The following is a 23,755-nucleotide window of genomic DNA, read 5'->3' on the forward strand; positions in this document are numbered from 1 at the left end:
AGATGGAGAACATTAGAGAGTTTCAAGCTTATGGCTATTTTTTCTTGACAGCATTTTTGGCGATCACTTTGTATGCCTACTTTTTTCATCTTTATAAGAGCGAAAAAACTGGCAGAAGAAACTACGAGAAGTACTCAAAACTAGCGCTTAACGATGAGATCGGTGGCGAAATTTTAGAGCGTAAGGCTACAAAGGAGAGCGTATGCAATGGCTAAATTTAGAAGATAATGTAAATTTACTAGCTCTTATAGGAGCGGCTCTAATCATCGTGCTTACCATCGTTGTGGCTGGCAGGTACGTGGGGCAGATGAAGGTTAAAAAAGATGAGAGTGTTGAGCTTAGCGAGCATAACTGGGACGGCATAGGTGAGTACAAAAACCCTGTCCCACTTGGCTGGGCGGTCGTCTTTTTGCTAACGCTAGTTTGGGCGATCTGGTACTATTTGTTAGGCTATCCTTTAAATTCTTACTCGCAAATAGGCGAATACAACAAAGAGGTTAAAGAGGCAAACGCTAAATTTGAAAAAGAGTACGCAAACCCAAGCAAAGAGACGCTTCACGCTATGGGCGAAAGCATATATCTCGTGCAGTGCTCAGCATGTCACGGCATCACAGGCGATGGCATAGGCGGCAAGGCTGCAAATTTACAAGTTTGGGGCAGCGAAAAAGGCATAGTTGAGACTATACTTAATGGCTCAAAAGGGCTTGATTATCCTATGGGTGAGATGCCAGCGGGTTTAGCTGACGCTGATGGCGCAAAGGCGATCGCAGCTTACGTAGCTAAAGAGATAAGCGCTATTAAAAGCACAAAAAATGAAAATTTAGTAGCAACTGGCAAAGAGCTTTACGCTGCATGTGCGGCATGTCACGGCGAAGATGGCAAGGGTATGGATGGCATGTCGGTTGATCTTAGCAAATATGGCTCGGCTAGCTTTGTGGCTGAGGTGCTAAATCGTGGCAAAAAAGGAGCGATCGGCACTATGCCTAAATTTAATGATGGCAGACTAAATGAGATCCAGCAAAGCGCAGTTGGCGAGTACGTCATATCGCTATCAAAGGGCGAATAATGGAAAATAATAATAGAAACATCTTTGCCTTAAACGGCATTAGCGGGTTTTTAATAGCGGTGGTGCTTTTGCTCTCTATCCTAGCGGTGCTTACATACGTTGGCATCGGCTTGCAAAAAGAGGTCGCGACCAAGCCTTACTCACTCAAAGATGCAGCTAGCATCGAGATGAAGAGCGTAGATAACGCTAAACATGTCATTGTAAAGGAGAAGTGATGCTAGGCATAATAGAAAAAGCCATTATCCTGCTAATAATCGTCGCAGGCGCCATTTGTGCGTGGTCAGTGCTTACACCAAATCACCTCTTTGTAGGCTAAATTTGAAGAAATTTGCACTCATTTTTATCATTTTGCTCTGGCAAAATTTGGCTTGGGGTGCAAATTTCGTTATCAATGATGATGGAATTTTAAGCCAAAAAGTGAGCCAAAAACTAAATGAGATAGGAGACGAGCTTTATCAAAAAAGCGGCATAAATTTAGTAGTTGGCGTATATAAAGATGGCGAGCTTGGCATGCTTTTTAAAGAGCAAAATTTAAGCTCGCCTTTTGTCTTCTTAGTGCTCATAAAAGATAAGCAAAAGGTTGAAATTTTTAGCGATACAAACACTTCAAAGCTCTTTAACAAGGAGCAAATTTTAAGCGTAAGTCCAGAATCAGGCACCATCATCCCCATTTTAGTCTCAAAAAATGGCAAAGATGTCTATAATGCCGCTATTTTAAACGGCTACGCTGATATCGCCGAGCAGATCGCTGGGAGCTTAAATTTAAAGCTAGAAAGCAGTATCGGCAGCTCAAACAAAACGACCTTAAATTTCTTGCGAATTTTTATCTATGGCTTGATCGCATTTTTCGTTCTCATCATCTTTTATAAAAAGGTAAAAAATGGCTAAAAAGAGCTTTTGGCCTTACGGCATCGTGCTTAGCATAGTGGCTATCATCTTAGCTTGCGCCGCAACTATCGTTGTTGCGATCAACAACCCAGTCGAGATGGATAGTGCTTATATGCAAAGTCACCAAAGCGTCGATGAAAACATCACTTTTATAAAAGAGAGTGAGGCTAGATTTGATGAAAAATTTGAGCTTAAATTCGAGCCAGAATTTAAAGGTTTGCAGGGTAAGTTTAAATTTCTCATAACGCCAAAAAATGGCGAAATTTCAAGCCTTAGCTATGAAATTTTACTCACTCGCCCGCAAACAAATAAAGATAACAAAACATTAAGCGCCTTATGGCAAGAAAACGAGCTTGTAAGCGAGAGTGTTGGCCTAAAAGAGGGCAGGTGGCAGCTACTTTTAAGGCTAAGCGACAAGCAAGATACGAGATATTATAAATTTGATTTTAATGCTACAAAGTAAGTTAAATTTGCATCCAAAATCTCTTTTGCCAAAGTTAAAAACAAATAAATTTTACTAAACGCTAGATCAAACCTCTTTAAAGCCAAAATTTAAGCCCAAACGCTTGCCAGTTTTAACGTATTCTTTAAATTTATAGATAAGAGGCGAGTATTTTTTAGTATCTAGCTTTTCATCTTTTAACAAGTTTTCATCCACAAATATGCCAACTATCTTGCAAGTGACTATACAAAACCACTCCTTTATCTCGCACTTTTCTACGATCGTTTCTATCTGTATCTTGCACTCTTTTATGCGCGCGCTTTAGTTTTTGGCGCTAAATTTAAGCAATATAAACCCCGCGGCACCCGAAACTACCGAACCTAGCAAGATAGCGAGCTTGTCGGTGTAGGCAAAGGCGTCCGTGTCGTTGTAGGCTAGGCCGTTAACGAAAAGGCTCATCGTAAATCCTATGCCGCAAAGCACGGCGATGCCGTAAAGCTGGATAAAATTTGACCCCTCGGGCAGCTTGGCTAGCTTAAATTTGATCGCTAAAAAGCTAAAAGAAAATACCCCGACTTGCTTACCGACGAAAAGCCCCAGCGCCGTGCCTAGCGCAACCGGAGACAAAATCTCGTCCAGTCCGACGCCTCGCAGCGAGATGCCTGCGTTCACGAAGGCAAATATCGGCAGCACGCCAAACGCCACCCAGCCGTGTAGGTCGTGCTCGATGCTTTTTAGCATAGATTTGCCCGGCTCGTCTTTAAAGCTAAGCGGTATGAAAAAGGCCGCCACGACGCCGGCAAGCGTGGCGTGAACGCCTGATTTTAGCACCGATACCCACATCACCGCGCCTACGATCAGATACGCCGCCTTGCTCTTTACGCCGAGTCTGTTTAGCACGAAAAGCGCGGCTAGACAAACGCTCGCGACCGCAAGCATTTGGGCGCTAAGCTCGCTCGTGTAAAATAGCGCGATAATCACGATCGCGCAAAGGTCGTCGACGATCGCTAGCGTCATGAGGAAAATTTTTAAACTAGTCGGTACGTGAGGCCCGAGTAGGCTCAAAATCCCCAGAGCAAACGCGATATCCGTCGCCGTCGGTATCGCCCAGCCGCCAAGCGCGAAGGAGTCGTGCTTCGTAAAAAGATAGAAGATAACCGCGGGCACTATCAGGCCGCCTGCCGCGCCGATCGCTGGCAGCGCGATTTGCGACGGATTTTTTAGCTCGCCCTCCAGCACCTCGCGCTTTAGCTCAAGTCCGATGAGAAAGAAAAATACCGCCATCAACCCGTCGTTCACCCACAAGATCAGAGGTTTGCTTAGTCCGTATTCGCCGAAGCTCATGGTAAATTTGGTATTTAAAAATTCATTGTAAAAATCGCTCAAAAACGTATTTTGACACAGTAGCGCCGCGACCGTAGCGACCATCAGCAAAATCCCGCCGCTGGCTTCGTGTTTTAAAAACTCTTTTATTCCGCCCATTTTGCTTCCTTTTTATAAATTTTGGCGATTATAACGTATTTTTACACTCGCATAAAATTCGGGCGAATTTGGCTATAATCAAGTCAAATTTAAAGGTAAATTTAGTAGACGCGTCGCTAAAATTTGCCATGCCGCGCTTGCGGGAGCGGGATGCTTGCGCACGGTTTTTATAGATTAAGGAGCGAAAATGAATGAAATTTTAGATATATGTAAGCGTGCAAAGGCTGTTTGCGGCGAGCTTTTGAGACTTGATAGCAGGGCTAAATTTGCATCCAAAAGTTTTTAGCCAAGGTCAAAACCAAATAAATTTACCCGTAAATTTTACTTTCTAGCCAGCCAAAACTCCAGCTCAAACCTCTTTAAAGCCAAAATTTAAGCCCAAACGCTTGCCAGTTTTAACGTACTCTTTAAATTTATAGATTAGAGGCGACCATTTTTTAGTATCTAGCTTTTCATCTTTTAATAAATTTTCATCTACAAAGATGCCAACTATCTTGCAAGTGACTACGCAAAACCACTCCTTTATCTCGCACTTTTCTAGGGTCGTTTCTATCTGTATCTTGCACTCTTTTATGCGCGCGCTTTTTGCCTTTATGCCAGGCTCTTTGTGTAAATTTGCCACCTTAAATTTATCGCTTTCGTAGCTGTATCCAAGGGCTCTTTTCTCCTCTGGCACCTCCTCGTCGCCTGTTAGTTTTTCTATCTTTTTTATAGCTTCAAGCAAGCTCTCATCGCATAAATTTAGCGTGATATCTGAGCCATTTTGGATATTTTTATAGCCTTTGTTATCAACTCCGATGCCAAGCACCACGCTATCTCCTAGCGTCCAAGAGGATGAAAGCACGGTGATATCGTCTCGCCCTTTTTGATCTTTTGTGGTTGCAAGCAAAACTGGAAAGCCGTAGTAAAAGCCAGATCTGTTTAACTCTTTATGCATTTTTGCTCCTTTTTGAAATTGTATCCCCCAGCACTTTAAGGCTTAAATTTTTAAAGAATTTAGAAAAATTTTCAAAGCTTAGCTTAAGTGAGAAAAAGCGCTCTTTTATCAGCTTTTGGCTATCATTTTTTAAAAATTTAAGAGAGAAAAATGCGCAATCTAAATCAACTTTTCGTCTTTACAAACTCACGTAAGATCAGGGAATTTAACGCTTGCTTTAATGACGAGCTAATCCCAAAAAGTCTAAGCATCGCAGAGTTTTACAAAAAGGTCGTTTTTGTAAATGGCCGCTTTGAGTGCGATAGCACCTACGCTTTGGTGCTTATGAACAGAGCCTGTGCCAGCGTCAAAGAGGCAAACTCGGTGCTTAAAATCCCAACTGAGTTTTTTGAATTTTTGAAAAATAACGACTATCTTTTTTCATTTTTTAAAGAGCTAGCCATTAGCAAAAAGAGCATTGCTGAGATCAAATTTAACGACATTTACGCTGATTTTGAGGAGCATTTAAGCATACTTGAAGCGGTTTTAAAAGAGTATGAGAGCTTGCTTGATAAAGAGGATCTTTATGATGATATAACCTTGCCAAAAATTTACTCTATAAATGAAGCCTACATAAGAAGTTTTAGTGAAATTTCACTGCACATTGATGGCATTTTAAGCGAGTTTGAGTGGGAAATTTTAGAAAAAATTTCAAAACTAACCACGCTAAAGATCATCTTTCAAACCAGCGTTTTTAATAAAAAACTTATCGAAAAGATAAGGCAAATTTCAGCCATTAGCGAGTTTGAAAACTATAAAAAATATGAGCTAAATTTAAACACAAACGAGCTAACTTGCTTAGAAAATATCACAAAATTTGAGCCAGTTTTAGTAAGAAATTTCGCTACAAGAAGCTTGCAGTGTGCCTATGCTATGGCAAAGGCGAGCGAGTTTGTGCGTGAGGGCATAAAGCCTGAAAACATCGCTGTCATCTTGCCAGATGAGAGCTTTAGCGAGATTTTAAGGCTTCATGATAACGCTAAAATTTTCAACTACGCTATGGGCGAGAGCTTTAAAAATACAAAATTTTATGAAGCGCTTTGCTACATCACAAGAGCGATCAACGAAGAGGCAAGCCCAGTTTTTGATCAAAGCAAGTGTGAGAGCTATGAGGAGCTTGGCTTTATTTTAAGCGAATTTGGCGTGAGCGAGCAGCTTTTTGAGAAATTTAAGGCTAGCTACTTTGAGGCGTGTGAATTTGGCAAATTTAAAGAGCTAATAGATGAGCTTTTGGTGCTTGAAAATGAGCCAAGATGCGAAGAAAAGCTCGCACTTGAGCTTTTTAGGATGGAGAATTTATGCAGGTATTTTAGCTTTAGCCTAAAGCAGCTAAGTGAAATTTTCTTGCTAAATATCTCGCGCTTAAGCATCGATGATGTGGGCGGCGGAAAGATCAGCGTCATGGGCATGCTAGAGAGCCGCGGGATGAAATTTGATGGCGTTATCATAGTTGATTTTAACGACAACTTCATCCCAGCAAGAAGCGCAAACGAGATGTTTTTAAACTCAAAAGTGAGGCAAAAAGCGGGGCTTATAAGCTATCTTGAGCGTGAAAATTTGCAGAGATTTTACTACGAAAGCCTCATAAATAACGCCAAAAAAGTGGCGATAAGCTGCTGCGTAAATGAGGAGAGCATACCTTCAAGATTTTTAAAAAATTTCAAAACGATAAAAGATGAGAAATTTAGCGATGAGGCCTATTTGAAGCTATTTTTAAAAGGAATTGCGAGCTTAAATTTAAGTGACGATGAGGTTATTTTAGAGCATGATTTTTTCACAAATCCACTCTCATTCTCGACGCTAAATTTATTTCTAACCTGCCCAAGAAAATACTACTACACAAAGATAGCTCACATAAATGCGCCAAAGGGTGTAGCAAGTGAGCTTGGTACAAAGCAAGGAAATAGCGTTCATAGCGCACTTTTTGAATACTATACGAGTGAGTTTTATAAGCAAAATAACACCTTTGATCCAGCCGTTTTTAAAGAGATGCTAGCAAAGCAAAATCTTACGCCACTTGAGTTTGAAATTTGGACACATAAATTTAAAGAGTATGAAATTTATGAAAACGAGCGTTTAAGGGCTGGTTTTAGGGTGCTTGAGTGCGAAAAAGAGGTGCAAAGCGAGCTTTGCGGCGTGCAGATAAAGGGATTTATCGATAGGATCGACGTTGGCGCAAACGGAGATGTGCTTATACTTGATTATAAAACGGGCGAAGCAAATGTAAATTCGCTCCAGCTTGCATTTTATGAAGCACTTTACGGCGGCAAGGTGCGAAGTGCTTACTATGCCCTAAAAAACGAGCCTAGCTTAGTTGGCTCTAAAAAAAGCGTAGAGGATCTAGGTGACGAGATAGAAAAGCTAAAAGCCATAAACAAAACCAAGATAAATTTTGAAAGAAAGAGCGGTGCTTGCGCATTTTGCGAATATGTCACACTTTGTAGGAGAGAGTTATGAAAAATTTTTTAGCCCTAAAAGCAAGCGCTGGAAGCGGTAAGACCTTTGCGCTGAGCGTTCGCTACATCGCTTTGGTGCTTCGAGGCGAAAATATAAACGAGATCGTCGCTCTAACTTTTACAAAAAAAGCAGCAAACGAGATGAAAGAGCGCATAATCGCAACTTTTTTGGACTTGCAAAACAAAAAGGGCGAGCTTGAAGTGGTGTGCGCGGAGCTTGGTATAAGCCAAGATGAGGCGATAAAAAGGCGAGATGAGAGGCTTGGCGTCTTTTTGCAAAGTGAGCTAAAAATTTATACATTTGATGCGTTTTTCTCTGGGATTTTAAAGAAATTTAGCCAAAATTTAGGCATTAGTCCTGATTACAGCGTGCAAGATAGCCTGCAAGATCTGGCGTGGAAAAAATTTGTAAAAGAGGCGAGCAAGGATAAAAAGCTTCTTAGTGAGCTTGCCTTAATGATGATCATTTCAAGCCAAAAAGAGGCTAGCTTTTCGCAGACTTTGGCGAAATTTTATGAGAGCTTTGGCGGCGAGCTAAAAGATAGTGGTGCAAGCTATCCAGATGATAACAAGGTAAGGGCGGCGCAAAGAGCTATAAATGAGTATATAGCCTTGCAAAATGGCGCTAGCGATACGGCTAAAAAGACATTTAGCGAGCAGAATTTATTTGAGCTATTTAAAAGTAAGGTTTTTGCTAGAGAAAGCCTAGACTACCGCACTTTTAACAAAATTTATACTCCTGAGCTTGATAGGCTCTTTTTTGAGCTAAAAGAGGCAGCGAAAAACTATATTTTAGAGGTCGAAAAGTATAGGCTAAGTGGCTTTAGCAAGCTTTTAAAGCTTTACAAGGCGTCAAATTTAGAGCTAAACAAGGAGATAAATGCGCTAAGTTTTGCTGATATAAACAAGCTGGTTTTTAAGCTTTTGGTGCAAAATTTGGATAAAGAGGCGCTTTATTTTAGGCTCGATGGCAGGATAAATCACCTCTTAGTCGATGAGTTTCAAGATACAAACGTGATCCAGTACGAGATCATCTTGCCGCTCATCGCTGAAATCGTCTCTGGATACGGACAAAACGGGCTTGGAAGCTTCTTTTACGTGGGTGATACGAAGCAGAGCATCTATAAATTTAGGGGTGGCAAAAAGGAGCTTTTTGACAAGCTTGGAGATGATTTTAGTCAGATAGATATAGAAAATTTGCCAAGCAACTACCGAAGTTTGAAGGCTTTGGTGAAATTTAACAACGCCGTTTTTGAAGAAATTTATCATAGATATGGGCTTAGCTTTGAGCCACAAGAGCCAGCTAAAAAAGATGAGACACTAAGCTACGAGGTAAGCGGCGAGTGCGACTATTTTGAAATAGAAAAAGATGACTACGGCTACTTGCGTGTGCTAAGCGATGAAGATATCGCAGGTGCGGTCGTTTCGCAGGCAAAAGAGCTTTTAAAAGCTGGCGTAAATGCGAGCGACATAACCGTGCTTTGCTGGAAAAATAGCGACATCAGCCTCATCTCAGAAGTGCTTAGCAGCGAGGGGATAAAAAGCGTCAATGAAGGCACTTTGGAGCTAAAAAGAACGCCACTTGTTGCAGCGATCATCGAGTATGCGAAATTTTGCCTATTTAAAGAAGAAATTTATGAGAAAAATGTAAAAGCGCTAGTAAATGCAAATGTCAAAAAACTAAATATAAAGCCTGAAGAAAGCGCTACAAATAGCCTATTTTACTTAGCTAAAAATTTAGGCATAAGCATGGCAGACGTTGATATCTTGAGGCTTTTTGAGTTAAGCGCAGGCTATAAAAATTTAAGTGATTTTATATTTAACCTTGAAAACTTTAGCTCAAAGATCAGTCCAAAAAGTAGCGACGGCGTGAGAGTGATGACCGTGCATAAGTCAAAGGGGCTAGAATTCGCTCACGTCATAGTTTGCGACATGATGGGCAAGGGCAGGGGTGATGACTCAAATTTCATAACCGAATACAGCGAAAATGGCGATTGGATCGTAAAGAGTAAAATTTCAGGTAGAGAAAATTTTGATAGCGACTATGCAAGCGTTTTGGAGCAGATGAAAGAGCTTGAAAAGCAAGAAAATATCAATAAAATTTATGTCGCTTTCACAAGGGCAACAAAGTCGCTCATCATCATCAAACAAGCCGTCCCAAGCGGAAATAGCCCAAGCTTTTTTTCATTTTACACAAAAAGCGACAAGAGCGAAGCAAACGACTATCTTGATCTAAAAGAGTTTAGCTTTGGCAAAATTTTGCCTAGTAAAACTGAGCAAAAAGAGGCAAAAAAAGATGAAAAAATGCCTGAAATTTTAAAGATAGAGAGGCAAGAAGTTGAGGCGAAAGAGCAAAAGACGAGTGGAAAAAATTTAAGTGCGATATATTTTGGTCTGGCGTTTCACTATCTGCTTGAGATGAGCGAGAAATTTGATGAAAACTCGCTTTTAGAGGCTAAAAATTTGATGCTAAATAAATTTTATAAATTCTTGCCGCTTGGAGCACTTGAAGATGTCTTTTCTAGGGCAAAAATGCTCATAAGAGAGCCAAAATTTATAGAGTGCATAAAAGGCAAAGAAATTTATAAAGAGCAGCCGTTTAAAGTAAAAAATGAGCTAAAACAGATGGACCTTTTTTGCTTTAATGAGCGTGAAATTTGTGTGATTGATTATAAAACGACAGACAAAAATATAGAAGAGAACAAAAAGCAGGTAAAAGAGTATAAAGATGCGCTTGCTAAATTTTATGAAAAACATAGTATAATCGCCGTCATTTTCTATGCACTTGAAGGCAAAATTTCATATATTGAAGTTTAAATGCTACTTAATTTAAGCTTTGTCAAAGCATTGTTTAAATACAATCACAACTCAAAAATTAACTTGGCAAAGGTAAGAAAATGACAAAAATAACAAAGCCAAACGAAGTTAAGCGAGACTGGATCGTAGTTGATGCAGCTGGTAAGCGCTTTGGTAGATTGCTAACTGAGGTAGCAACTATACTTCGTGGCAAAAACAAACCATGCTTCACGCCAAACGTAGATTGTGGCGACTATGTTATCATCATAAATGCTTCTAAAGTAGAATTTACTGGTAATAACAAAGCTGAAGATAAACTTTATCACAGACACTCAGGATATTTTGGCAGCGTAAAGAGCGAGAAATTTGGCGATTTGATAGCAAATAAGCCAGAAAAACTATTTAAATTAGCTGTTCGTGGCATGCTTCCAAAGACAAAACTTGGAAGAGAGATGATAAAAAAACTAAAAGTTTATGCTGGCAGTGAGCATCCTCATACGGCACAAATAGCTAAAAAAGAAGGAAAATAATTATGGCAAAAGTTTATGCAACTGGTAAAAGAAAAACTGCCGTAGCAAAGGTTTGGATAAAGTCTGGAAGCGGTAAAATCGTAGTAAATGGTATGGATCTTAACACTTGGCTTGGCGGTCACGAGGCTATCAAGCTTAAAGTTATTCAACCACTTTTAGTAACAAAACAAGAGAGTTTAATAGACGTAGTAGCTACAACTTTAGGTGGCGGTTATTCAGCACAGGCTGAGGCTTTAAGACACGGCATTTCACGTGCTTTAGCTGATATGGATGCTGATTTTAGAGCAGCGCTTAAACCAAAAGGCTTACTAACTAGAGATTCTCGTGTTGTTGAACGTAAGAAATTTGGTAGAAGAAAGGCTAGAAGAAGCCCACAATTCTCTAAACGTTAATGGTCTTTTGCAAGTGCTTTTGCATTTGCAAAATTTAGGTTATGTAAATTTCAGATTTACATTAAGAATTTGGTTATAATTTAAAGTTGATTTATTTTTATTTAGGTAAAATTATAGTCAACATTAAAAATCCCTATTTGAAAGGAATTCTATTATGAAAAAGATTGCTTTAGCTATGGTTGCCGCAACAGCGGTTTTTGCGTCTAACGCAGCATACAACTATGAGATCACTCCAACTATCGGTGGTGTTCATCCAGAAGGAAATCTACGTGTAAAAGACCACAACTTTGTTGGTATTAGAGCGGCTAGAAACCTTGAAGATTTCTTTTTTGATCAAGTTGAACTTGGTGTTGATTACTCTCAAAAATTAAAAGAGAGAACAGGTAACGTTGTAAGAGAGGGTAGAGCTCTTAGATACCACGCAAACCTTGTAAAAAATATCGTTGACTTTGGACCAGTTAGCTTATATGGTTTAATCGGTGCTGGTTATGAAGATGTTCCAGCTATCTTTGTTAAAAATGAAGATGGTGGCTTTGGTCAATATGGTCTTGGTTTAAGATATCAAGTTACTGATAGATTTGCTCTTAAAGCAGAGGCAAGAGACGCAATCAAATTTGAGCACGCTGATCACAACCTATTCTATTCACTAGGCTTTGGCATCGGTCTTGATTCAAAAGCAGCTCCAGTTGTAGCAGCAGCTCCAGTAGCAGCGGCAGCAGCTCCAGCACCAGTTCTTGATGATGACAACGATGGCGTGCCAAACGATATCGATCAATGCCCTAACACTCCAGCTGGTGTAGTTGTTGACGAAAGAGGATGCGAGAAAGTTATCGTTCTTAGAGATCTAGATGTTAACTTCGCATTTGATAGCTACAAAGTTGGACCAAAATATGCAGCTGAGATCAAAAAAGTAGCTGACTTTATGGGCGAACACCCAGATTATAAAGTTGTACTTGCTGGTCACACTGATAGCGTAGGTGCAGAAGCTTACAACCAAAAACTATCTGAGAAAAGAGCAAAAGCAGTGGCTGAGGTTCTTGCTGGTTACGGTGTAGAAAAAGCTAAAATTTCTACAGTTGGTTACGGCGAACTTAAACCAATCGCTACAAACAAAACTAAAGAAGGTCGCGCTCAAAACAGACGTGTTGAAGCTACTTTCAACAAATAATTTTACTATTTAAAATTACTTCTTTAGGGCTTGGCTTCGGCTGAGCCTTTTTTATTTCTGCGGAGATTATCATGAAAAAAACTATACTTTTTGACTTAGACGGCACACTTATAGATTCTACTTCTGCTATTTTAAAAGGTTTTGATGCGTCGTTTTTAGCTCACGACAAGAAAGAGCCTGATCATGATGCACTAAAGTCCCTAGTAGGATATCCGCTTGAAATAATGTTTGAAAAACTTGGTGCCAAGAAGAATTTAATAGGTGAATACGTAAAAGAGTATAAGGCCTGCTACGAGAAGATTTATTTAGACGAGACCGTGCTTTTACCGCATGCTATGGATGCTTTAAAAGAAGCTAGCGTGTTTGCTGATGTTGGTGTTGTTACGACAAAGACATCAAAATTTTCTATAATTTTACTTGAACATTTAGGTGTTATGAAATTTATAAAAACGGTTGTCGGACGAGATGATGTCGTTAATCCAAAACCAGATCCAGAACCTATAAATTTAGCTTTAAAGAGACTAGAAAAAGAAAAAGACAATGCGTTTATGGTTGGCGATACTATCATGGATCTAAAGGCTGCTAAAGCTGCTCTTATAACGGGCGTTGGCCTTACATGCGGATATGGCAAAGAGTCCGATTTAGGGCAGTTTAGCGTGCATATATTTGCAAACCCACATGAGGCTGTCAGTTTTATCAAAGAAGCATAATAGTGAAAGTTTATTAAAGCTCCTGAACCTGATATTATTCAAACGTAAATTTATTCATAAATTTTTGTTTTAACTTATTACAAAATGCTTTAAATAGATAAAAAAGAATTTTATAATTTCATATCAAAAATACCTGCTACTATTTGATTAATCTAGATAATTCTTGGTTTTAGTAAATTCTGCATTTGATTTGTTGTTTTAGATAAATTTACTAGCAAAATATGCAATTAAAATGCTTGTATTAGAAAATTTATTAGGTAGAAATTTTGTAGGCATTGAAAAAGAGCAAGAATTTATAGATATTGCGCTTAAGCGAAAGGCTGAGTTAGAGGCAAATTTTATAAAATTTAGAGATAAATTTGGTGATTTAAAAATGTTTGAGAGCTTAAAATTTGGCTAGATTTAAAATTCCATATTTTACAACCATCCGTGCAGCACTCGCAGCTGCCAAGTCTCTAAGCACAGTTCAAACTGGCAAAGCACTTGAAGTAAAAAGCTTACAAGAGTATCTAAGTGAGAAATAATAAATTGAGTGGCAGTTTTGGCTGCCACTAGCTAAATTTCACTTTTCTATTTGATTAGCTATTTTTAAAGCGCTAGCCACCTTTAGAGCGCTTGCAAATGCAAAATGCAAGTTATATCCGCCAAGCATACCAGTGATATCTAAAACTTCACCTATAAAATAAAGCCTCTTTACGCTTTTGCACTCTAAATTGTCATCTAAAAACTCTGTTTTTATACCACCTTTTGTAACTTCAGCCCTTTCAAAGCCAAATGTCCCAGCTGGGGCAAATTCGTAATCAAAAAGCCTTTTTATGATACTTTTTTCATCATCACTAAATTCAAAAACGCTCTATCTTTTAAGCCAAAATTTCTTAAAAACTCCAGCACAAATCTCTTTGGCAAAGGCAAAATCGAGCTAAGCTGCTTTTTGCCATTTACTAAATTTTTCTCACTAAATTTAGGCAAAAAATTTATGCAAATTCGCCCCTTTTGCCAAAAGAGTGAAGCGTTTAGTATCGCTGGACCACTTATGCCTCTATGCGTAAAAAGCACATCGCCACTAAATTTATACAACAAGAGCAGGGGTAAAAATAAGAGACGGGTGAGCAAATAGGTTAAATTTATTAGTTAAATTTGGCTTTTATAGAGCAGCAATAAGTTAAATTTACTGCATATTTATGCTTCCAGCTGGAGATGGCATATCACCTTTTTCATCGACGAAAGGAGGGCCTTTTTGAAGTAGTGCCGTCACTTCAGAGGCAACCTTTGGATCCATTTTAGCCATGATGGTTGAGATCTTTTTTGCATCAAGGGCGTAAAGGATAGTGGCTGCATTTGATCTTGGCATTTGCGAGAGCACTTCGGCTGCTGCGCCATCTTTCATTTTGGCGTAGGATTCATTGACTTTATCGGTAGTCATCGTGCGAAGCTCTTTTAAAATTTTCTCATTTTTAGCGACAACTTCGTCGATCTCTTTGCGTTTTTGCTCGATCACTTTCATCGTCGCATTTAGATCAGCCTCTTTTTTGGCGAGCTTTTTGTTATTTTCTTCATAAGCTGCAGCCGAGCTTGCTCGAAAGACCTCTAGGGCTTGGCGCTGCTCGTCGATGACCTCAAGCTCCTTTGAAATTTCCTCTTTTCTAGCTTCAAAGATCTGAGTGCAATCAACCGGCACTTCAAAGCAAAATGCAAAATTTATAACTATAAAAAAGAGTAAAACAGCTCTCATTACGCCTCGCTTTTGGCTGCAAATTTCATAACTGCAAACTCATCAAGAGCAAGCGCTTCAGCCTTTTGTATGCGTTTTATCTCTTTTTTAAATTCTTCTTTTTCTAGATATTTCATCTTTTCATACTCTAAATTTGCATTTTTATATTTGTGCTCGTAGTGCAAGACCTCTTTTTTTGCTATCTCTAAGCTCTCTTTGCATGCGCTTAGTTCAGCTCTTGCTATATTTATGAGCTCTAAATTCTCTTTTAGCTCACCTATGTTTCCACTTTTTGGCAGGCTAAACTCGTTGAGCTTGGCTCTTAAGAGTGCTATTTTTTCTTCAGCACTTCTTACATTTAGCCTAGCAACGACGAGCTTAGCCTCTACCTTATCCATCTCCTGCTTTTTGACGCGGACGACGGAGGTAAATTTGCTTTTCATCTAATGATCGTATCGCATCTCTCAGGACTTGTTGAGATGTAGCCAACCTTCACGCCAGTTAGCTCCTCGATACGCTCGATATATGCTCTTGCGTTTGCTGGCAGGTCGTCATATCGGCTGATGCCTTTTACACTGTCCCAGCCTGCAAGCTCTTCGTAAATAGGCGTTGCATTTTCAAGATCTGTTGGCACGTAGTCGATAGTTTCGCCGTTATATTGATATGCTTTGCAAATTTTTACCACTTCAAAGCCATCAAGCACGTCAAGCTTCATAAGTGCATAAGTATCAACGCCATCAAGCCTTGAAGCGTATTTTACGCTTACTGCGTCAAACCAGCCACAACGTCTGCGGCGGCCTGTTGTTGTGCCAAATTCTTTACCTATCTCGCACATTTTATCGCCGTTTGTGCCCTTGTCTTCAGTCGGGAAAGGTCCGTGGCCTACGCGAGTTGTATATGCCTTGATGACGCCTATTACTTTGCCTATCTCTTTTGGATTTAGTCCAAGACCAGTGCAAGCACCAGCGCTTATGGTATTTGAGCTAGTTACGTAAGGATATGTGCCGTGATCTATGTCTAAAAGTGTGCCTTGAGCGCCTTCAAGTAGGACTTTTTTATCTTCATCAAGCGCTTTCCAAACTAAATTTGTAGTGTTTGCGATAAATGGAGCAAGCACCTCTTTATATCTTTTTAGCTCTTCAAGTAGCTCATTTTCTTCAGGTATCTTTACGCCAAGAGCGTCAAATACGCATTTATTTGTTTCAAAGTCATGCATCAAAGCATCGCACAAGCGCTCTGGCTCAAGTAGCTCGCCAACTCTGTGGCCGCTTCTGCTTATCTTGTCTGCATATGTTGGTCCGATGCCTTTGCCAGTCGTTCCGATCGCTTTTTCGCCTTTTAAGCGTTCTTTTGCTTGATCGACTTGGCTGTGGTAGCTTAAATTTAAGTGCGCTTTGTCGCTTATATAAAGTCTGCCCTCTAAGTTGTCAAATTGCGCCATCTCAGTGATGAGCACCTCTGGAGAGACAACGACGCCGTTGCCGATGATATTTACGATATTTTTGTGCAAAATTCCGCTTGGGACAAGGTGAAGCGCGTATCTAACGCCATCGACCCAGATCGTATGACCAGCGTTGTGGCCACCTTGAGAGCGACAAATCATGTCATAGTTTAGTCCTAGCATATCAACTATCTTGCCTTTGCCCTCATCACCCCATTGAACACCAACTACTAAATCAGCCTTTCTCATTCTTACTTCCTTAAATTAATTTTTTTTTCTATCAATGCATCAGTATAAACAGCGAACCCACTGCTTGAAATCCCGTCTATTTCATAGTTTCCGCCACTTGCTAAGATGGCGTTATCTTTTAAAAATCTAAAAAATAAACTATCATAATATCTCATTTTTGAGTAATATAGCGGAACTATTCTTAAATTTTTATATTCTAGTGATTTGGCTACACTTTGTAAATTTCTTAGCGCCTCTTTTAGCTTGTCAGGGACTAAATTTACTATCTCGTCAAGCTCGCTAGCGTCCTTTAAAAGGGCTAGTTTGCTAAGCCATGGCACGTTTTGGGCCAAGATCTTTTCTAGCCATGAATTTTCAAAAATTTCTATCTCTAAGTTTAAAATTTCGCAAATTATCTTTGGGATTTGCATATTGCTAAGCTGCAAACAAGCGCCGATCTCAAGCTCGCTAAAAAGCTTTGCTACGATATTTATACTCTTTAAAATGTCGTTTTCGCCGATAAGCTCAGCGCCTATTTGATAAATTTCTTGGCTTGGGTAGCGAAAGACTGGCTGGATGTAAAACCACCTCCTTGGCTCGTTTGCTTTAAGCCTTCTAAGCACGATCCTAACGGTATCAACCGTACTATCAGCCCTTAGACTTATCTCGTGGTTTAGACTGTCGCTAAAGCGAAGAAGATTTGTCGCATCTACGCTTAGATGTTGATGATACGAAAAAAACGGCGTTACGATCTCGCTAAAACCTTCATCTTCTAAAATTTCGCTCGCTTTTTGCTCGATTTTTCTCTTTAGTTTTGCACTTTTTGCAAAGTAAAGTTTGCTTCCGTTTGGGATCTCGTGCTCATAAACATTTACATCACTCAACTCTTATCTCCTTGTTAAAACCTAAATTTATATCGCACTCTTTGATGATGGACACGGCTAGATTATAGAGTTCGCCGCTGTCGCTACTGCTTGCTAGTTTGCTTAAATTTATAGAAATTTCTTGATTATATTTACCTATATTTTTTATCTCATCTTCTATTTTTTGCTTTAGGCTTTGTGCTAGTTTGTCGTCTTGATTTAAATTTGCTATCACTTCATTTGCAAGCTCTTTTAGCACAACTAAGCCTTTGAAAAGCTCGAAATTTTCACTATTTTTATAGTCTTTTATGTGTAGATATGGTCTTTCAAATTTAAATGAAGCTGCATCTTTTGCCAAAAGCGCTAATGAGAAAATGTTGCCTTGAAATTTATCAAATCCAAGACCAAGCAAAAACTCAAGTGTTCTTTTATCATCGATATTTTTTATAGTCGTATTTAGTCCAAATTTATCAGCCACAAACCTTATCATATTTATACTCTCAAGCGCCTCTTTTGAGCTAAAGATGTGTTTGCAAAATTTATTATCTATGTTAAAGCGATTTGTCTTTAGCATGCCAAGAGCTTCGATCGAGCTTGAGTATGAGGCAAAATCATCAAGCGAGAAGTGTATGCCAAGCTCTTTATACTTTCTAACATAAATTTCTAAAACTTCTAAATTTGTAGCTGTTGCAGCGTCGATAACATCGATGATAAGCCCAGTTGGATCAAGGCTTTTATCCTCATCAAATATCGCTTTAAATTTATGCCAAAACTCCTCTGTAAAGAGCTTTTTAACGCTTAAATTTACGCGGACCTTTGCGCTTATGCCATTTTCTAGCCACATTTTTCTTGCTAAAAGCGCCTCTTTTATCGTAAATAAAGCGATATTACTCGATGCGCTACTTGTCTTTATAAGTGGTAAAAAGTTGCTTGGATAGATGATCTCGCCATCTTTTCTCCATCTAATAAGCGCTTCAAAACTTAAAGTCTCGCCCGTGCTAAAGCTGATCTCTGGTTGAAATTCTAAAAACATCTCGCCAGCGTCAAGCGCTTTTAAAATTTTTGAGCCATCTTCGTATTGGCTCTTAAAATAGACATCTTTTTTCGCATCAAATGTATAGCTTCTGTTTTTGCCGCTTATCTTAGCTTGATACATCGCCCAGTCGGCTCTTTGTAGCACATCATCAGCCCCAAGCTCACTATCAGCCAAGGCTATGCCTACGCTAGCGCTTGCTTTTAGTTTTAGCTCGTCTATCTTTACTTCATCTGAAGCTAGCCTTAGCATATTTTGCGCTATCTCATAGACTTCGCCTAAATTTTCGTAGTTGATGACGCCTACAAACTCATCTCCGCCTATCCTTGCAAAGATATTTTTGCCATTAAACATAACGCCTATTTTTTCAGAGATAGCTACTAAAAATTTATCGCCTATTTGGTGACCGAAGTTGTCATTTATGCTTTTAAAATCATCCATATCAAGGTAGATGACGGCTATTTTTTGTTCATTTTTTTGTATGAGAGAATTTAGCTTGTTGTAGAGTAAAAATCTATTTGGTAGCTTTGTGAGCGGATCGTGATATGCGATAAATTCTAGATATTTTTCATTTTGTGCTTCGTTATTTGCAAGCATTGCTAGCATGATGTAGCCAGTTTTTTTCTCATTCGCATCGATAAGCGGTAAAATTTCTATGACTTCAAGCTTGCTCTTATTTTTATTATTTTCGCTCCAAACCTTGCCACTCCACGAGCCGCCTTGGTTTATAGTCTCTATGATCTGGTGTTTTATATCGCTTAAGCCTTGCTTTATAAAGGTGATATCTTTTAGATATACGCTATCTTTTGCGCCCGTACTTTCAAAAAATGTATCATTTGCGTCAATGACCCTCATCTCATCATCAAGCAAGACAACCTCTTCTTTGCTAAATGAGAAAATTTTTGCAAGCAGGTCTTGGCAGACAAAGAAGCTATCTTCTAGGCTAAGGTCTCTTAACGTGCCTTTTGTCAAGCTTACTTCGCCAAATTCATCGTATTCAAGCGCTTTTGCCCTTAGTCTAAAGTGTAGAATTTCTTTATCTATGCTATAAAGTTTGATATCTTTAATGTATGTTTGAGCGTCTCTTATACTCTCAAAAAAGCTATAAAAGCTATCAAATTCATCGACAAAGACCGACTTTGCCTGCTCGAAATTTAGAGTGCTTTGCGTGCCAAGAACCTTGCTTAGCTCGTCTGAGATATTAAGCATGTCGCTTCTTTTATCCCAAGTAAAGACATTTGCCTCACTCGCCCAAAGTAGCGCCTTGCTCTCTTTGCTTTGTTTTTCAAATCTCTCTTGAAGCTTTAACATATCGCTAAGATCAGTAAATGAGTAGATGACCTTTTGCTCGTCTGCATCGATAAATTTAGCCTTTATCTTAAATGGAATTTTCTTGCCATAAGCGTTTGTCATATTTGCTATGAAATTTAGCTCTTCATTTTTAAAGCTTGCTTGCAAAAAGGCTTTTTTGCTTGCTAGCACGGCAGCTTTAAAGCTATCAAAGTCCTCGCTTGCGATGATATCTTCTAAATTTATAAGACCTTGGCTTTGGACATTAAAAATTCTCTCGACATTGTTTGTGCTTTGGATGATCAAAAATGGCTCTTGTGCCGAAGCGATAGCAATGACATTTGGTGATAAAAAGACGTAGCTTTTGATGATATCGTCATTTTTTTGCGTCATCTTTTCTTGGGTGATATCCTTTATAAGTATGAAATTTAGCCTAGTGTTTTCTAGCTCAAAGCTACTTTGGGTTACTAAAACATCGATGATTTCACCATTTTTACGCCTTAGCTTAGCCTCGTATGATAGATTATTATTGATAGCGTTTTTTCTATCTTCTGCTAAATTCTTAGACTCATCTTCAAGAAGTTCTTTTATATTTAGATCCGCTACGTCATCTTTTTTGTAGCCTAGTTTTTCTAAAAGAGCGTTGCTAATGTCCGTGATGACGCCAGTATAAGCGTCAAAGACCACGATCTTTAAAAAGCTCTTTTCAAAGACATAGCCAAATCTACTCTCGTAGCTTTGTGCTGTCTCGTAAGCTTTATCTCTATCTTCATATAGTTTTTTGATGCTGTTATTTAGTAAGATAAATTCTTTTACGTCAAAGTCCTCATCAGTTGGCTTGCTTTTATCTGTCGCAAAAAGAGCGATCCTGGTAAATGCAGAGAGAATTTTGTCTTTTATATATGAGTTGTCGCGTAGCCAAAGTATGCTAAATGCTACAAAGCAGAAGAACGAAAGCACGACTAGAACTAGCTGGATAAAGATCTGAAGCTGCCTACTAGAGCCTGTTATGACAAATAGTTTTTGCTCTTCTAGGTAGCTGATTTTGTAAAAATTCATATCCTTTAGTATAAAAATGATCTTGTCACTTTTAAACTCGCCACCTTGTGAGATGTATTTATTAAAGTCCTCTTTTATAAATTTTTTATAAAACTCATCTCTTGAGAGGTTGCCGTCTTTATCAACCAAAAAGACGTATGCGCCAAAATTTTTGTTATAACTTGTATCAACTCTGTTTTTTAAAAAATTTTGACTTAGTTGAACAAGAATTTTATTGCCATTTTTTAGCCCATAAGCTATGTAGATATCTTTAAATCGTCTATTTTTATAAAATCTATCAGAAAGCCTAAACTCGCCCTCTTTGATATCTGAAAACCATGCGATATCGTAGTCGTGTAGCTCAAAAGCGCTGTCAAATTTACGCTCGTAAAGCAAAGAGTTATCTTTTGCTATCACGTAAAAAGCGGCGTAGAATTTACTTATAATAGTATTTTCATAAAACGGCTCTATGCCGTTTGCAATGAGTCTTGCCTTTGTGGAGATGTTATCTTTTACATCTGAAAATGCGTTTGTGATATTGTTTTTAGTGATTAAATTTAGAGTGGAAATTTCATATTTTATGTCGTTTATGCCAGCAAATATGACAAAGAGTGCAAGAAAGATGAAGGCAAAAAGAAGTAGTGCAATCTTTACATAGAACCTCTTAAAAATCTGCAAAACTGGTTTAGCGCTATTTTTTTGCATTAAATTTAAGCCTCGCTTTTTAAAACTAGCCATGATTTTAACGCAAATTTACTTTTTTTAGCTTATAAAATGCCTTTTTGTTTAAATTTAAAGAGATCACAGGGCTTTTTGCCCCGTGAGTTAGTAGATCCAAGTAACTACTTCGGCTCTTTGTCTGCGTAGTTTTTCTGGTTGTGGATTTAGACGGTAGCCAAATGGCACTACGATGGCCACTCTTTGCTCGCTCTCATCAAGACCTAAAATTTCATTTAAAGCGTGTCTGTCAAAGCCTTCCATCGGGCAGCTGTCAATCCCAAGGCTCGCGGCTGCGTTCATCATATTTGTCGCAGCTATCATGCACTGCTCGTGTGACCACTGAAATGTTAGCTCATCGTCATTTTTAAAATTTGATAGTAGAAAAAATTTCTGTCTTGCAGCGATAGCTTCAATATTTTTGTCGGCTCTTCTAGCGATCATTTTATCGATATAGCTACTGCCAACTTTTACCTCTTTGATCTTAGCTAAGATGACAACCAAATGCGAGCAAGAGGTGATTTGCACTTGGTTCCACGAAACAGCTTTTATCTTCTCTCTAAGCTCTTTGTTTTGCACGACTAAAAAGTCCCACTGCTCAAGCCCAGTCGAGCTTGGGCTTAGTCTGCCAGCCTCTAGGATAAAGTCAAATTCGCCAGCGCTGATCTTTTTGCTCTCGTCAAAAATTTTGCAAGCGTGACGAAATTTTAAAATTTCAAGATAGTTCATCATATCTCCTTTGTTAAATTTCTTGACATTATAAAGTGGTTAGGTAAATTAAAAGAAATTTAGAAATTTTATCATCTAGTGCATGAAAACTAGGCTAAATTTAGCCTAGAGTTAGTTTAAAAATATATCAAACTCGCCTTTTTGGACTGTTTCTGCGATGATGGCTGAGTGCTCATAGCCAGCCTCTTTTAGGCGCTTTAGAGCTAAATTTGCCTCATTTTCGCTAACAGCTAGCAAAAGTCCGCCAGAAGTTTGCGCGTCAAAAAGCATGATATCAGCCTCTTTGCTCACAAAATGCTTTGTAAATTCGCGGTTTTTGTAGCTTCCCTCTGGGATGATGCCCATATCGGCAAATTCTTTCGCGCTTGCGATCACTGGCACATCTTTTTCAAAGACATTAAAGCTGATCTTGTCGTTTAACATCTCGCTTAAATGCCCTAAAAATCCAAATCCAGTCACATCGGTTGCCGCATAAACTTTGATGCCACTTAGTGCTTTTAGAGCGTAGAAATTTAGCTGAGCCATGATGCCTGCGACCTCATTTATTTGCTGCAAACTTAACAGATCAGCCTTGATCGCTGTGCTTAAGATGCCGCTGCCAAGAGGCTTTGTAAGGATCAAAACGTTACCAACTTCTGCTGTGTTGTTTGCCCAGAAATTTTTAGGATTTACCTTGCCAGTCGCACTTAGCCCATAATACATCTGCTGCGTCTCTATCGTGTGTCCGCCAACGATGACGCCGCCACACTCTCTTACTTTATCGGCTCCTCCTTGTAAAATTTCACCCAAAATTTCAGGCGCAAGGTTGCAGCTATCAAAGCCCACGATGTTTAGAGCGTTTATCACCTCGCCGCCCATCGCAAAGACGTCGCTTAGGCTATTTGCAGCAGCGATCTGACCATAGATAAATGGGTCATTAACTACTGGCGTGATAAAGTCAAGCGTCTGAACAAGTGCAAGATCGTCTGAGAGCTTAAAAACGCTCGCGTCTTCGTTTGAGCCGATGCTTGAGAGCAAATTTGGATGAGATAAATTTAAACTACTAATCGTTTTGTGAAGACCCGACGGGTCAAGCTTAGCAGCTCAGCCAGCGGCTCTAACAAACTGCGTAAGCTTTTTGTCGTGATAGATCATAGTTTGATTTGCTCGTGAGTTGAGAGTATGTCGATGATCTCATAGGCGTTTGAAATTTCGCCAACTGCAAGATCGCTCACTAGTTTATAAGCCTCCAAGCAGCTTCCGCAGCTTAAAATTTGAACGCCAGTAGCTTCAAGATCTTTAAGTGGCTTAAAGCTTGGATGTGCGCGGTTTGTCGTCATCTTGACGGCGTTATTTACGCAGATGATTATCTTTGGTTTTTTCTCTACTTGAAGAAGTGCACCTAGAAATTTTGATAGCAAATTTATGCCAACTTCGCCGCTACCTGCGCGCTCTTCGTTTAGATAGAGCACTTTTTCGTTTTTTGGTGTTATATCGCAGACAAATTCGTCAAAATTTGTAAGCTCAAGTGCGCTTTTGCCCTTGATGGCTAAAATTTTAGTCTCATTGCCGTTGCTTTCTAGGCTAAATTCTATATTTTGATTTTTTAAAAATCTTGAGATATTTTCTTTTGGTGCCAAGGCATTTACGATGATCTCTAAGCTTTCGCCCTCGTTTAGGCCCTCAAGTGCGTTTTTAGTCATGATGACTGGTTTTGGGCACTCTAAATTTCTACAATCAATTGTTCTTGTCATTGTTTTTCCTTTGTGATTAGTATTTCAAACCTTGAAACTGATTTTGGATTATAGCTAAAAAAATAT

The 23,755-nt window shown here is 39.1% G+C and carries 24 protein-coding genes and 1 pseudogene; 13 read left to right on the plus strand and 12 right to left on the minus strand.

The window, feature by feature from the left end:
* Positions 1-2 precede the first annotated feature (2 nt).
* The 5 genes from CVT00_RS01635 to CVT00_RS01655 all read left to right on the plus strand — a co-directional run bounded on the left by CVT00_RS01635 (position 3) and on the right by CVT00_RS01655 (position 2,417).
* A complete protein-coding gene (locus tag CVT00_RS01635) occupies positions 3-215 on the plus strand; it encodes a cytochrome c oxidase, cbb3-type, CcoQ subunit (protein ID WP_002939259.1) in 213 nt (70 codons plus the stop codon).
* Positions 203-1,066, plus strand: a complete 864-nt coding sequence (locus tag CVT00_RS01640) for a cbb3-type cytochrome c oxidase N-terminal domain-containing protein (protein WP_107915524.1) — start codon at positions 203-205, stop codon at positions 1,064-1,066. Before CVT00_RS01635 ends, CVT00_RS01640 begins: the two co-directional genes overlap by 13 nt.
* The gene (locus CVT00_RS01645) at positions 1,066-1,281 is read left to right on the plus strand and encodes a DUF4006 family protein (RefSeq protein ID WP_103647397.1); all 216 of its coding nucleotides are present in this window, start codon (positions 1,066-1,068) and stop codon (positions 1,279-1,281) included. The genes CVT00_RS01640 and CVT00_RS01645 overlap by 1 nt, the downstream gene beginning before the upstream one ends.
* A gap of 103 nt (positions 1,282-1,384) precedes the next feature.
* Positions 1,385-1,954, plus strand: coding sequence for a hypothetical protein (locus CVT00_RS01650; RefSeq protein WP_107915522.1), 570 nt, complete (start codon positions 1,385-1,387; stop codon positions 1,952-1,954).
* Positions 1,947-2,417, plus strand: a complete 471-nt coding sequence (locus tag CVT00_RS01655) for a FixH family protein (protein ID WP_107915520.1) — start codon at positions 1,947-1,949, stop codon at positions 2,415-2,417. Before CVT00_RS01650 ends, CVT00_RS01655 begins: the two co-directional genes overlap by 8 nt.
* A gap of 66 nt (positions 2,418-2,483) precedes the next feature.
* Here the strand turns inward: CVT00_RS01655 and CVT00_RS10355 are convergent, their stop codons facing one another.
* The 3 genes from CVT00_RS10355 to CVT00_RS01665 form a co-directional block, all read right to left on the minus strand.
* Complete coding sequence (locus CVT00_RS10355) at positions 2,484-2,612, minus strand: hypothetical protein (protein WP_258031521.1); 129 nt, start codon at positions 2,610-2,612, stop codon at positions 2,484-2,486.
* A gap of 105 nt (positions 2,613-2,717) precedes the next feature.
* A complete protein-coding gene (gene nhaA / locus CVT00_RS01660; protein WP_107915518.1) occupies positions 2,718-3,878 on the minus strand; it encodes a Na+/H+ antiporter NhaA in 1,161 nt (386 codons plus the stop codon).
* Between the two features lie 349 nt (positions 3,879-4,227).
* Positions 4,228-4,815 (minus strand): flavin reductase, encoded by a 588-nt coding sequence (locus CVT00_RS01665; protein WP_107915516.1) that lies wholly within the window; start codon positions 4,813-4,815, stop codon positions 4,228-4,230.
* 150 nt (positions 4,816-4,965) lie between these two features.
* On the opposite strand from CVT00_RS01665, the gene CVT00_RS01670 reads away from it, so the two are divergent.
* The 8 genes from CVT00_RS01670 (at position 4,966) to CVT00_RS10360 (ending at position 13,430) form a co-directional block, all read left to right on the plus strand.
* Positions 4,966-7,311, plus strand: a complete 2,346-nt coding sequence (locus CVT00_RS01670; protein ID WP_107915514.1) for a PD-(D/E)XK nuclease family protein — start codon at positions 4,966-4,968, stop codon at positions 7,309-7,311.
* Positions 7,308-10,127 carry a RecB-like helicase gene (locus CVT00_RS01675; RefSeq protein ID WP_107915511.1) on the plus strand — a complete coding sequence of 940 codons (2,820 nt, stop codon included), beginning with the start codon at positions 7,308-7,310 and terminating at the stop codon, positions 10,125-10,127. The genes CVT00_RS01670 and CVT00_RS01675 overlap by 4 nt, the downstream gene beginning before the upstream one ends.
* 80 nt (positions 10,128-10,207) lie before the next feature.
* A complete protein-coding gene (rplM, locus tag CVT00_RS01680; protein ID WP_002939292.1) occupies positions 10,208-10,636 on the plus strand; it encodes a 50S ribosomal protein L13 in 429 nt (142 codons plus the stop codon).
* Positions 10,637-10,638: 2 nt separating this feature from the next.
* Positions 10,639-11,028, plus strand: a complete 390-nt coding sequence (rpsI, locus tag CVT00_RS01685; RefSeq protein WP_002939337.1) for a 30S ribosomal protein S9 — start codon at positions 10,639-10,641, stop codon at positions 11,026-11,028.
* Positions 11,029-11,182: 154 nt separating this feature from the next.
* A complete protein-coding gene (locus tag CVT00_RS01690) occupies positions 11,183-12,196 on the plus strand; it encodes an OmpA family protein (RefSeq protein ID WP_103558631.1) in 1,014 nt (337 codons plus the stop codon).
* Between the two features lie 71 nt (positions 12,197-12,267).
* Positions 12,268-12,906, plus strand: a complete 639-nt coding sequence (locus CVT00_RS01695; protein ID WP_103558630.1) for an HAD family hydrolase — start codon at positions 12,268-12,270, stop codon at positions 12,904-12,906.
* A 232-nt stretch (positions 12,907-13,138) separates the two neighbouring features.
* Entirely contained in the window at positions 13,139-13,306 is a 168-nt protein-coding gene (locus CVT00_RS01700) for a hypothetical protein (RefSeq protein ID WP_181000499.1), read from the plus strand.
* Positions 13,299-13,430 (plus strand): hypothetical protein, encoded by a 132-nt coding sequence (locus tag CVT00_RS10360; protein ID WP_258030998.1) that lies wholly within the window; start codon positions 13,299-13,301, stop codon positions 13,428-13,430. Before CVT00_RS01700 ends, CVT00_RS10360 begins: the two co-directional genes overlap by 8 nt.
* Before the next feature lie 38 nt (positions 13,431-13,468).
* Here CVT00_RS10360 and CVT00_RS01705 read toward each other — a convergent pair.
* The 9 genes and pseudogenes from CVT00_RS01705 to yedF all read right to left on the minus strand — a co-directional run.
* Positions 13,469-13,977, minus strand: a pseudogene (locus CVT00_RS01705) (NAD(P)/FAD-dependent oxidoreductase); the annotation flags it as partial.
* A gap of 97 nt (positions 13,978-14,074) precedes the next feature.
* Complete coding sequence (locus tag CVT00_RS01710) at positions 14,075-14,638, minus strand: MotE family protein (protein ID WP_103558629.1); 564 nt, start codon at positions 14,636-14,638, stop codon at positions 14,075-14,077.
* Positions 14,638-15,060 carry a flagellar export protein FliJ gene (locus CVT00_RS01715; RefSeq protein ID WP_103558628.1) on the minus strand — a complete coding sequence of 141 codons (423 nt, stop codon included), beginning with the start codon at positions 15,058-15,060 and terminating at the stop codon, positions 14,638-14,640. The genes CVT00_RS01710 and CVT00_RS01715 overlap by 1 nt, the downstream gene beginning before the upstream one ends.
* A complete protein-coding gene (locus tag CVT00_RS01720) occupies positions 15,057-16,307 on the minus strand; it encodes an adenylosuccinate synthase (RefSeq protein ID WP_103558627.1) in 1,251 nt (416 codons plus the stop codon). The genes CVT00_RS01715 and CVT00_RS01720 overlap by 4 nt, the downstream gene beginning before the upstream one ends.
* 2 nt (positions 16,308-16,309) lie before the next feature.
* A complete protein-coding gene (locus CVT00_RS01725) occupies positions 16,310-17,170 on the minus strand; it encodes an ATP phosphoribosyltransferase regulatory subunit (RefSeq protein ID WP_103558626.1) in 861 nt (286 codons plus the stop codon).
* The gene (locus tag CVT00_RS01730; RefSeq protein WP_230853778.1) at positions 17,163-21,215 is read right to left on the minus strand and encodes a diguanylate cyclase domain-containing protein; all 4,053 of its coding nucleotides are present in this window, start codon (positions 21,213-21,215) and stop codon (positions 17,163-17,165) included. The genes CVT00_RS01725 and CVT00_RS01730 overlap by 8 nt, the downstream gene beginning before the upstream one ends.
* 120 nt (positions 21,216-21,335) lie before the next feature.
* Positions 21,336-21,956, minus strand: a complete 621-nt coding sequence (locus tag CVT00_RS01735; RefSeq protein WP_103558624.1) for an NAD(P)H-dependent oxidoreductase — start codon at positions 21,954-21,956, stop codon at positions 21,336-21,338.
* A gap of 111 nt (positions 21,957-22,067) precedes the next feature.
* On the minus strand, positions 22,068-23,090 hold the full coding sequence (selD, locus tag CVT00_RS01740; protein ID WP_103558623.1) for a selenide, water dikinase SelD: 1,023 nt from the start codon (positions 23,088-23,090) through the stop codon (positions 22,068-22,070).
* Entirely contained in the window at positions 23,087-23,689 is a 603-nt protein-coding gene (gene yedF / locus CVT00_RS01745) for a sulfurtransferase-like selenium metabolism protein YedF (RefSeq protein WP_103558622.1), read from the minus strand. Before yedF ends, selD begins: the two co-directional genes overlap by 4 nt.
* Between the last annotated feature and the right edge of the window lie 66 nt (positions 23,690-23,755).

Source organism: Campylobacter concisus, from assembly GCF_003048675.2.
GTDB classification, from domain to species: Bacteria; Campylobacterota; Campylobacteria; order Campylobacterales; family Campylobacteraceae; genus Campylobacter_A; species Campylobacter_A concisus_F.

Coding starts and splice junctions, on each gene's coding strand:
- CVT00_RS01655 (WP_107915520.1), top strand. CDS start 1,947: ATGGCTAAAAAGAGCTTTTGGCCTTACGGCATCGTGCTTAGCATAGTG.
- CVT00_RS01695 (WP_103558630.1), top strand. CDS start 12,268: ATGAAAAAAACTATACTTTTTGACTTAGACGGCACACTTATAGATTCT.
- rplM (WP_002939292.1), top strand. CDS start 10,208: ATGACAAAAATAACAAAGCCAAACGAAGTTAAGCGAGACTGGATCGTA.
- nhaA (WP_107915518.1), bottom strand. CDS start 3,878: ATGGGCGGAATAAAAGAGTTTTTAAAACACGAAGCCAGCGGCGGGATT.
- CVT00_RS01700 (WP_181000499.1), top strand. CDS start 13,139: ATGCTTGTATTAGAAAATTTATTAGGTAGAAATTTTGTAGGCATTGAA.
- CVT00_RS01635 (WP_002939259.1), top strand. CDS start 3: ATGGAGAACATTAGAGAGTTTCAAGCTTATGGCTATTTTTTCTTGACA.
- CVT00_RS01645 (WP_103647397.1), top strand. CDS start 1,066: ATGGAAAATAATAATAGAAACATCTTTGCCTTAAACGGCATTAGCGGG.
- CVT00_RS01730 (WP_230853778.1), bottom strand. CDS start 21,215: ATGCAAAAAAATAGCGCTAAACCAGTTTTGCAGATTTTTAAGAGGTTC.
- CVT00_RS01720 (WP_103558627.1), bottom strand. CDS start 16,307: ATGAGAAAGGCTGATTTAGTAGTTGGTGTTCAATGGGGTGATGAGGGC.
- CVT00_RS01670 (WP_107915514.1), top strand. CDS start 4,966: ATGCGCAATCTAAATCAACTTTTCGTCTTTACAAACTCACGTAAGATC.
- CVT00_RS01710 (WP_103558629.1), bottom strand. CDS start 14,638: ATGAGAGCTGTTTTACTCTTTTTTATAGTTATAAATTTTGCATTTTGC.
- CVT00_RS01715 (WP_103558628.1), bottom strand. CDS start 15,060: ATGAAAAGCAAATTTACCTCCGTCGTCCGCGTCAAAAAGCAGGAGATG.
- CVT00_RS01640 (WP_107915524.1), top strand. CDS start 203: ATGCAATGGCTAAATTTAGAAGATAATGTAAATTTACTAGCTCTTATA.
- CVT00_RS01690 (WP_103558631.1), top strand. CDS start 11,183: ATGAAAAAGATTGCTTTAGCTATGGTTGCCGCAACAGCGGTTTTTGCG.
- CVT00_RS01675 (WP_107915511.1), top strand. CDS start 7,308: ATGAAAAATTTTTTAGCCCTAAAAGCAAGCGCTGGAAGCGGTAAGACC.
- rpsI (WP_002939337.1), top strand. CDS start 10,639: ATGGCAAAAGTTTATGCAACTGGTAAAAGAAAAACTGCCGTAGCAAAG.
- CVT00_RS01665 (WP_107915516.1), bottom strand. CDS start 4,815: ATGCATAAAGAGTTAAACAGATCTGGCTTTTACTACGGCTTTCCAGTT.
- yedF (WP_103558622.1), bottom strand. CDS start 23,689: ATGACAAGAACAATTGATTGTAGAAATTTAGAGTGCCCAAAACCAGTC.
- CVT00_RS01735 (WP_103558624.1), bottom strand. CDS start 21,956: ATGAACTATCTTGAAATTTTAAAATTTCGTCACGCTTGCAAAATTTTT.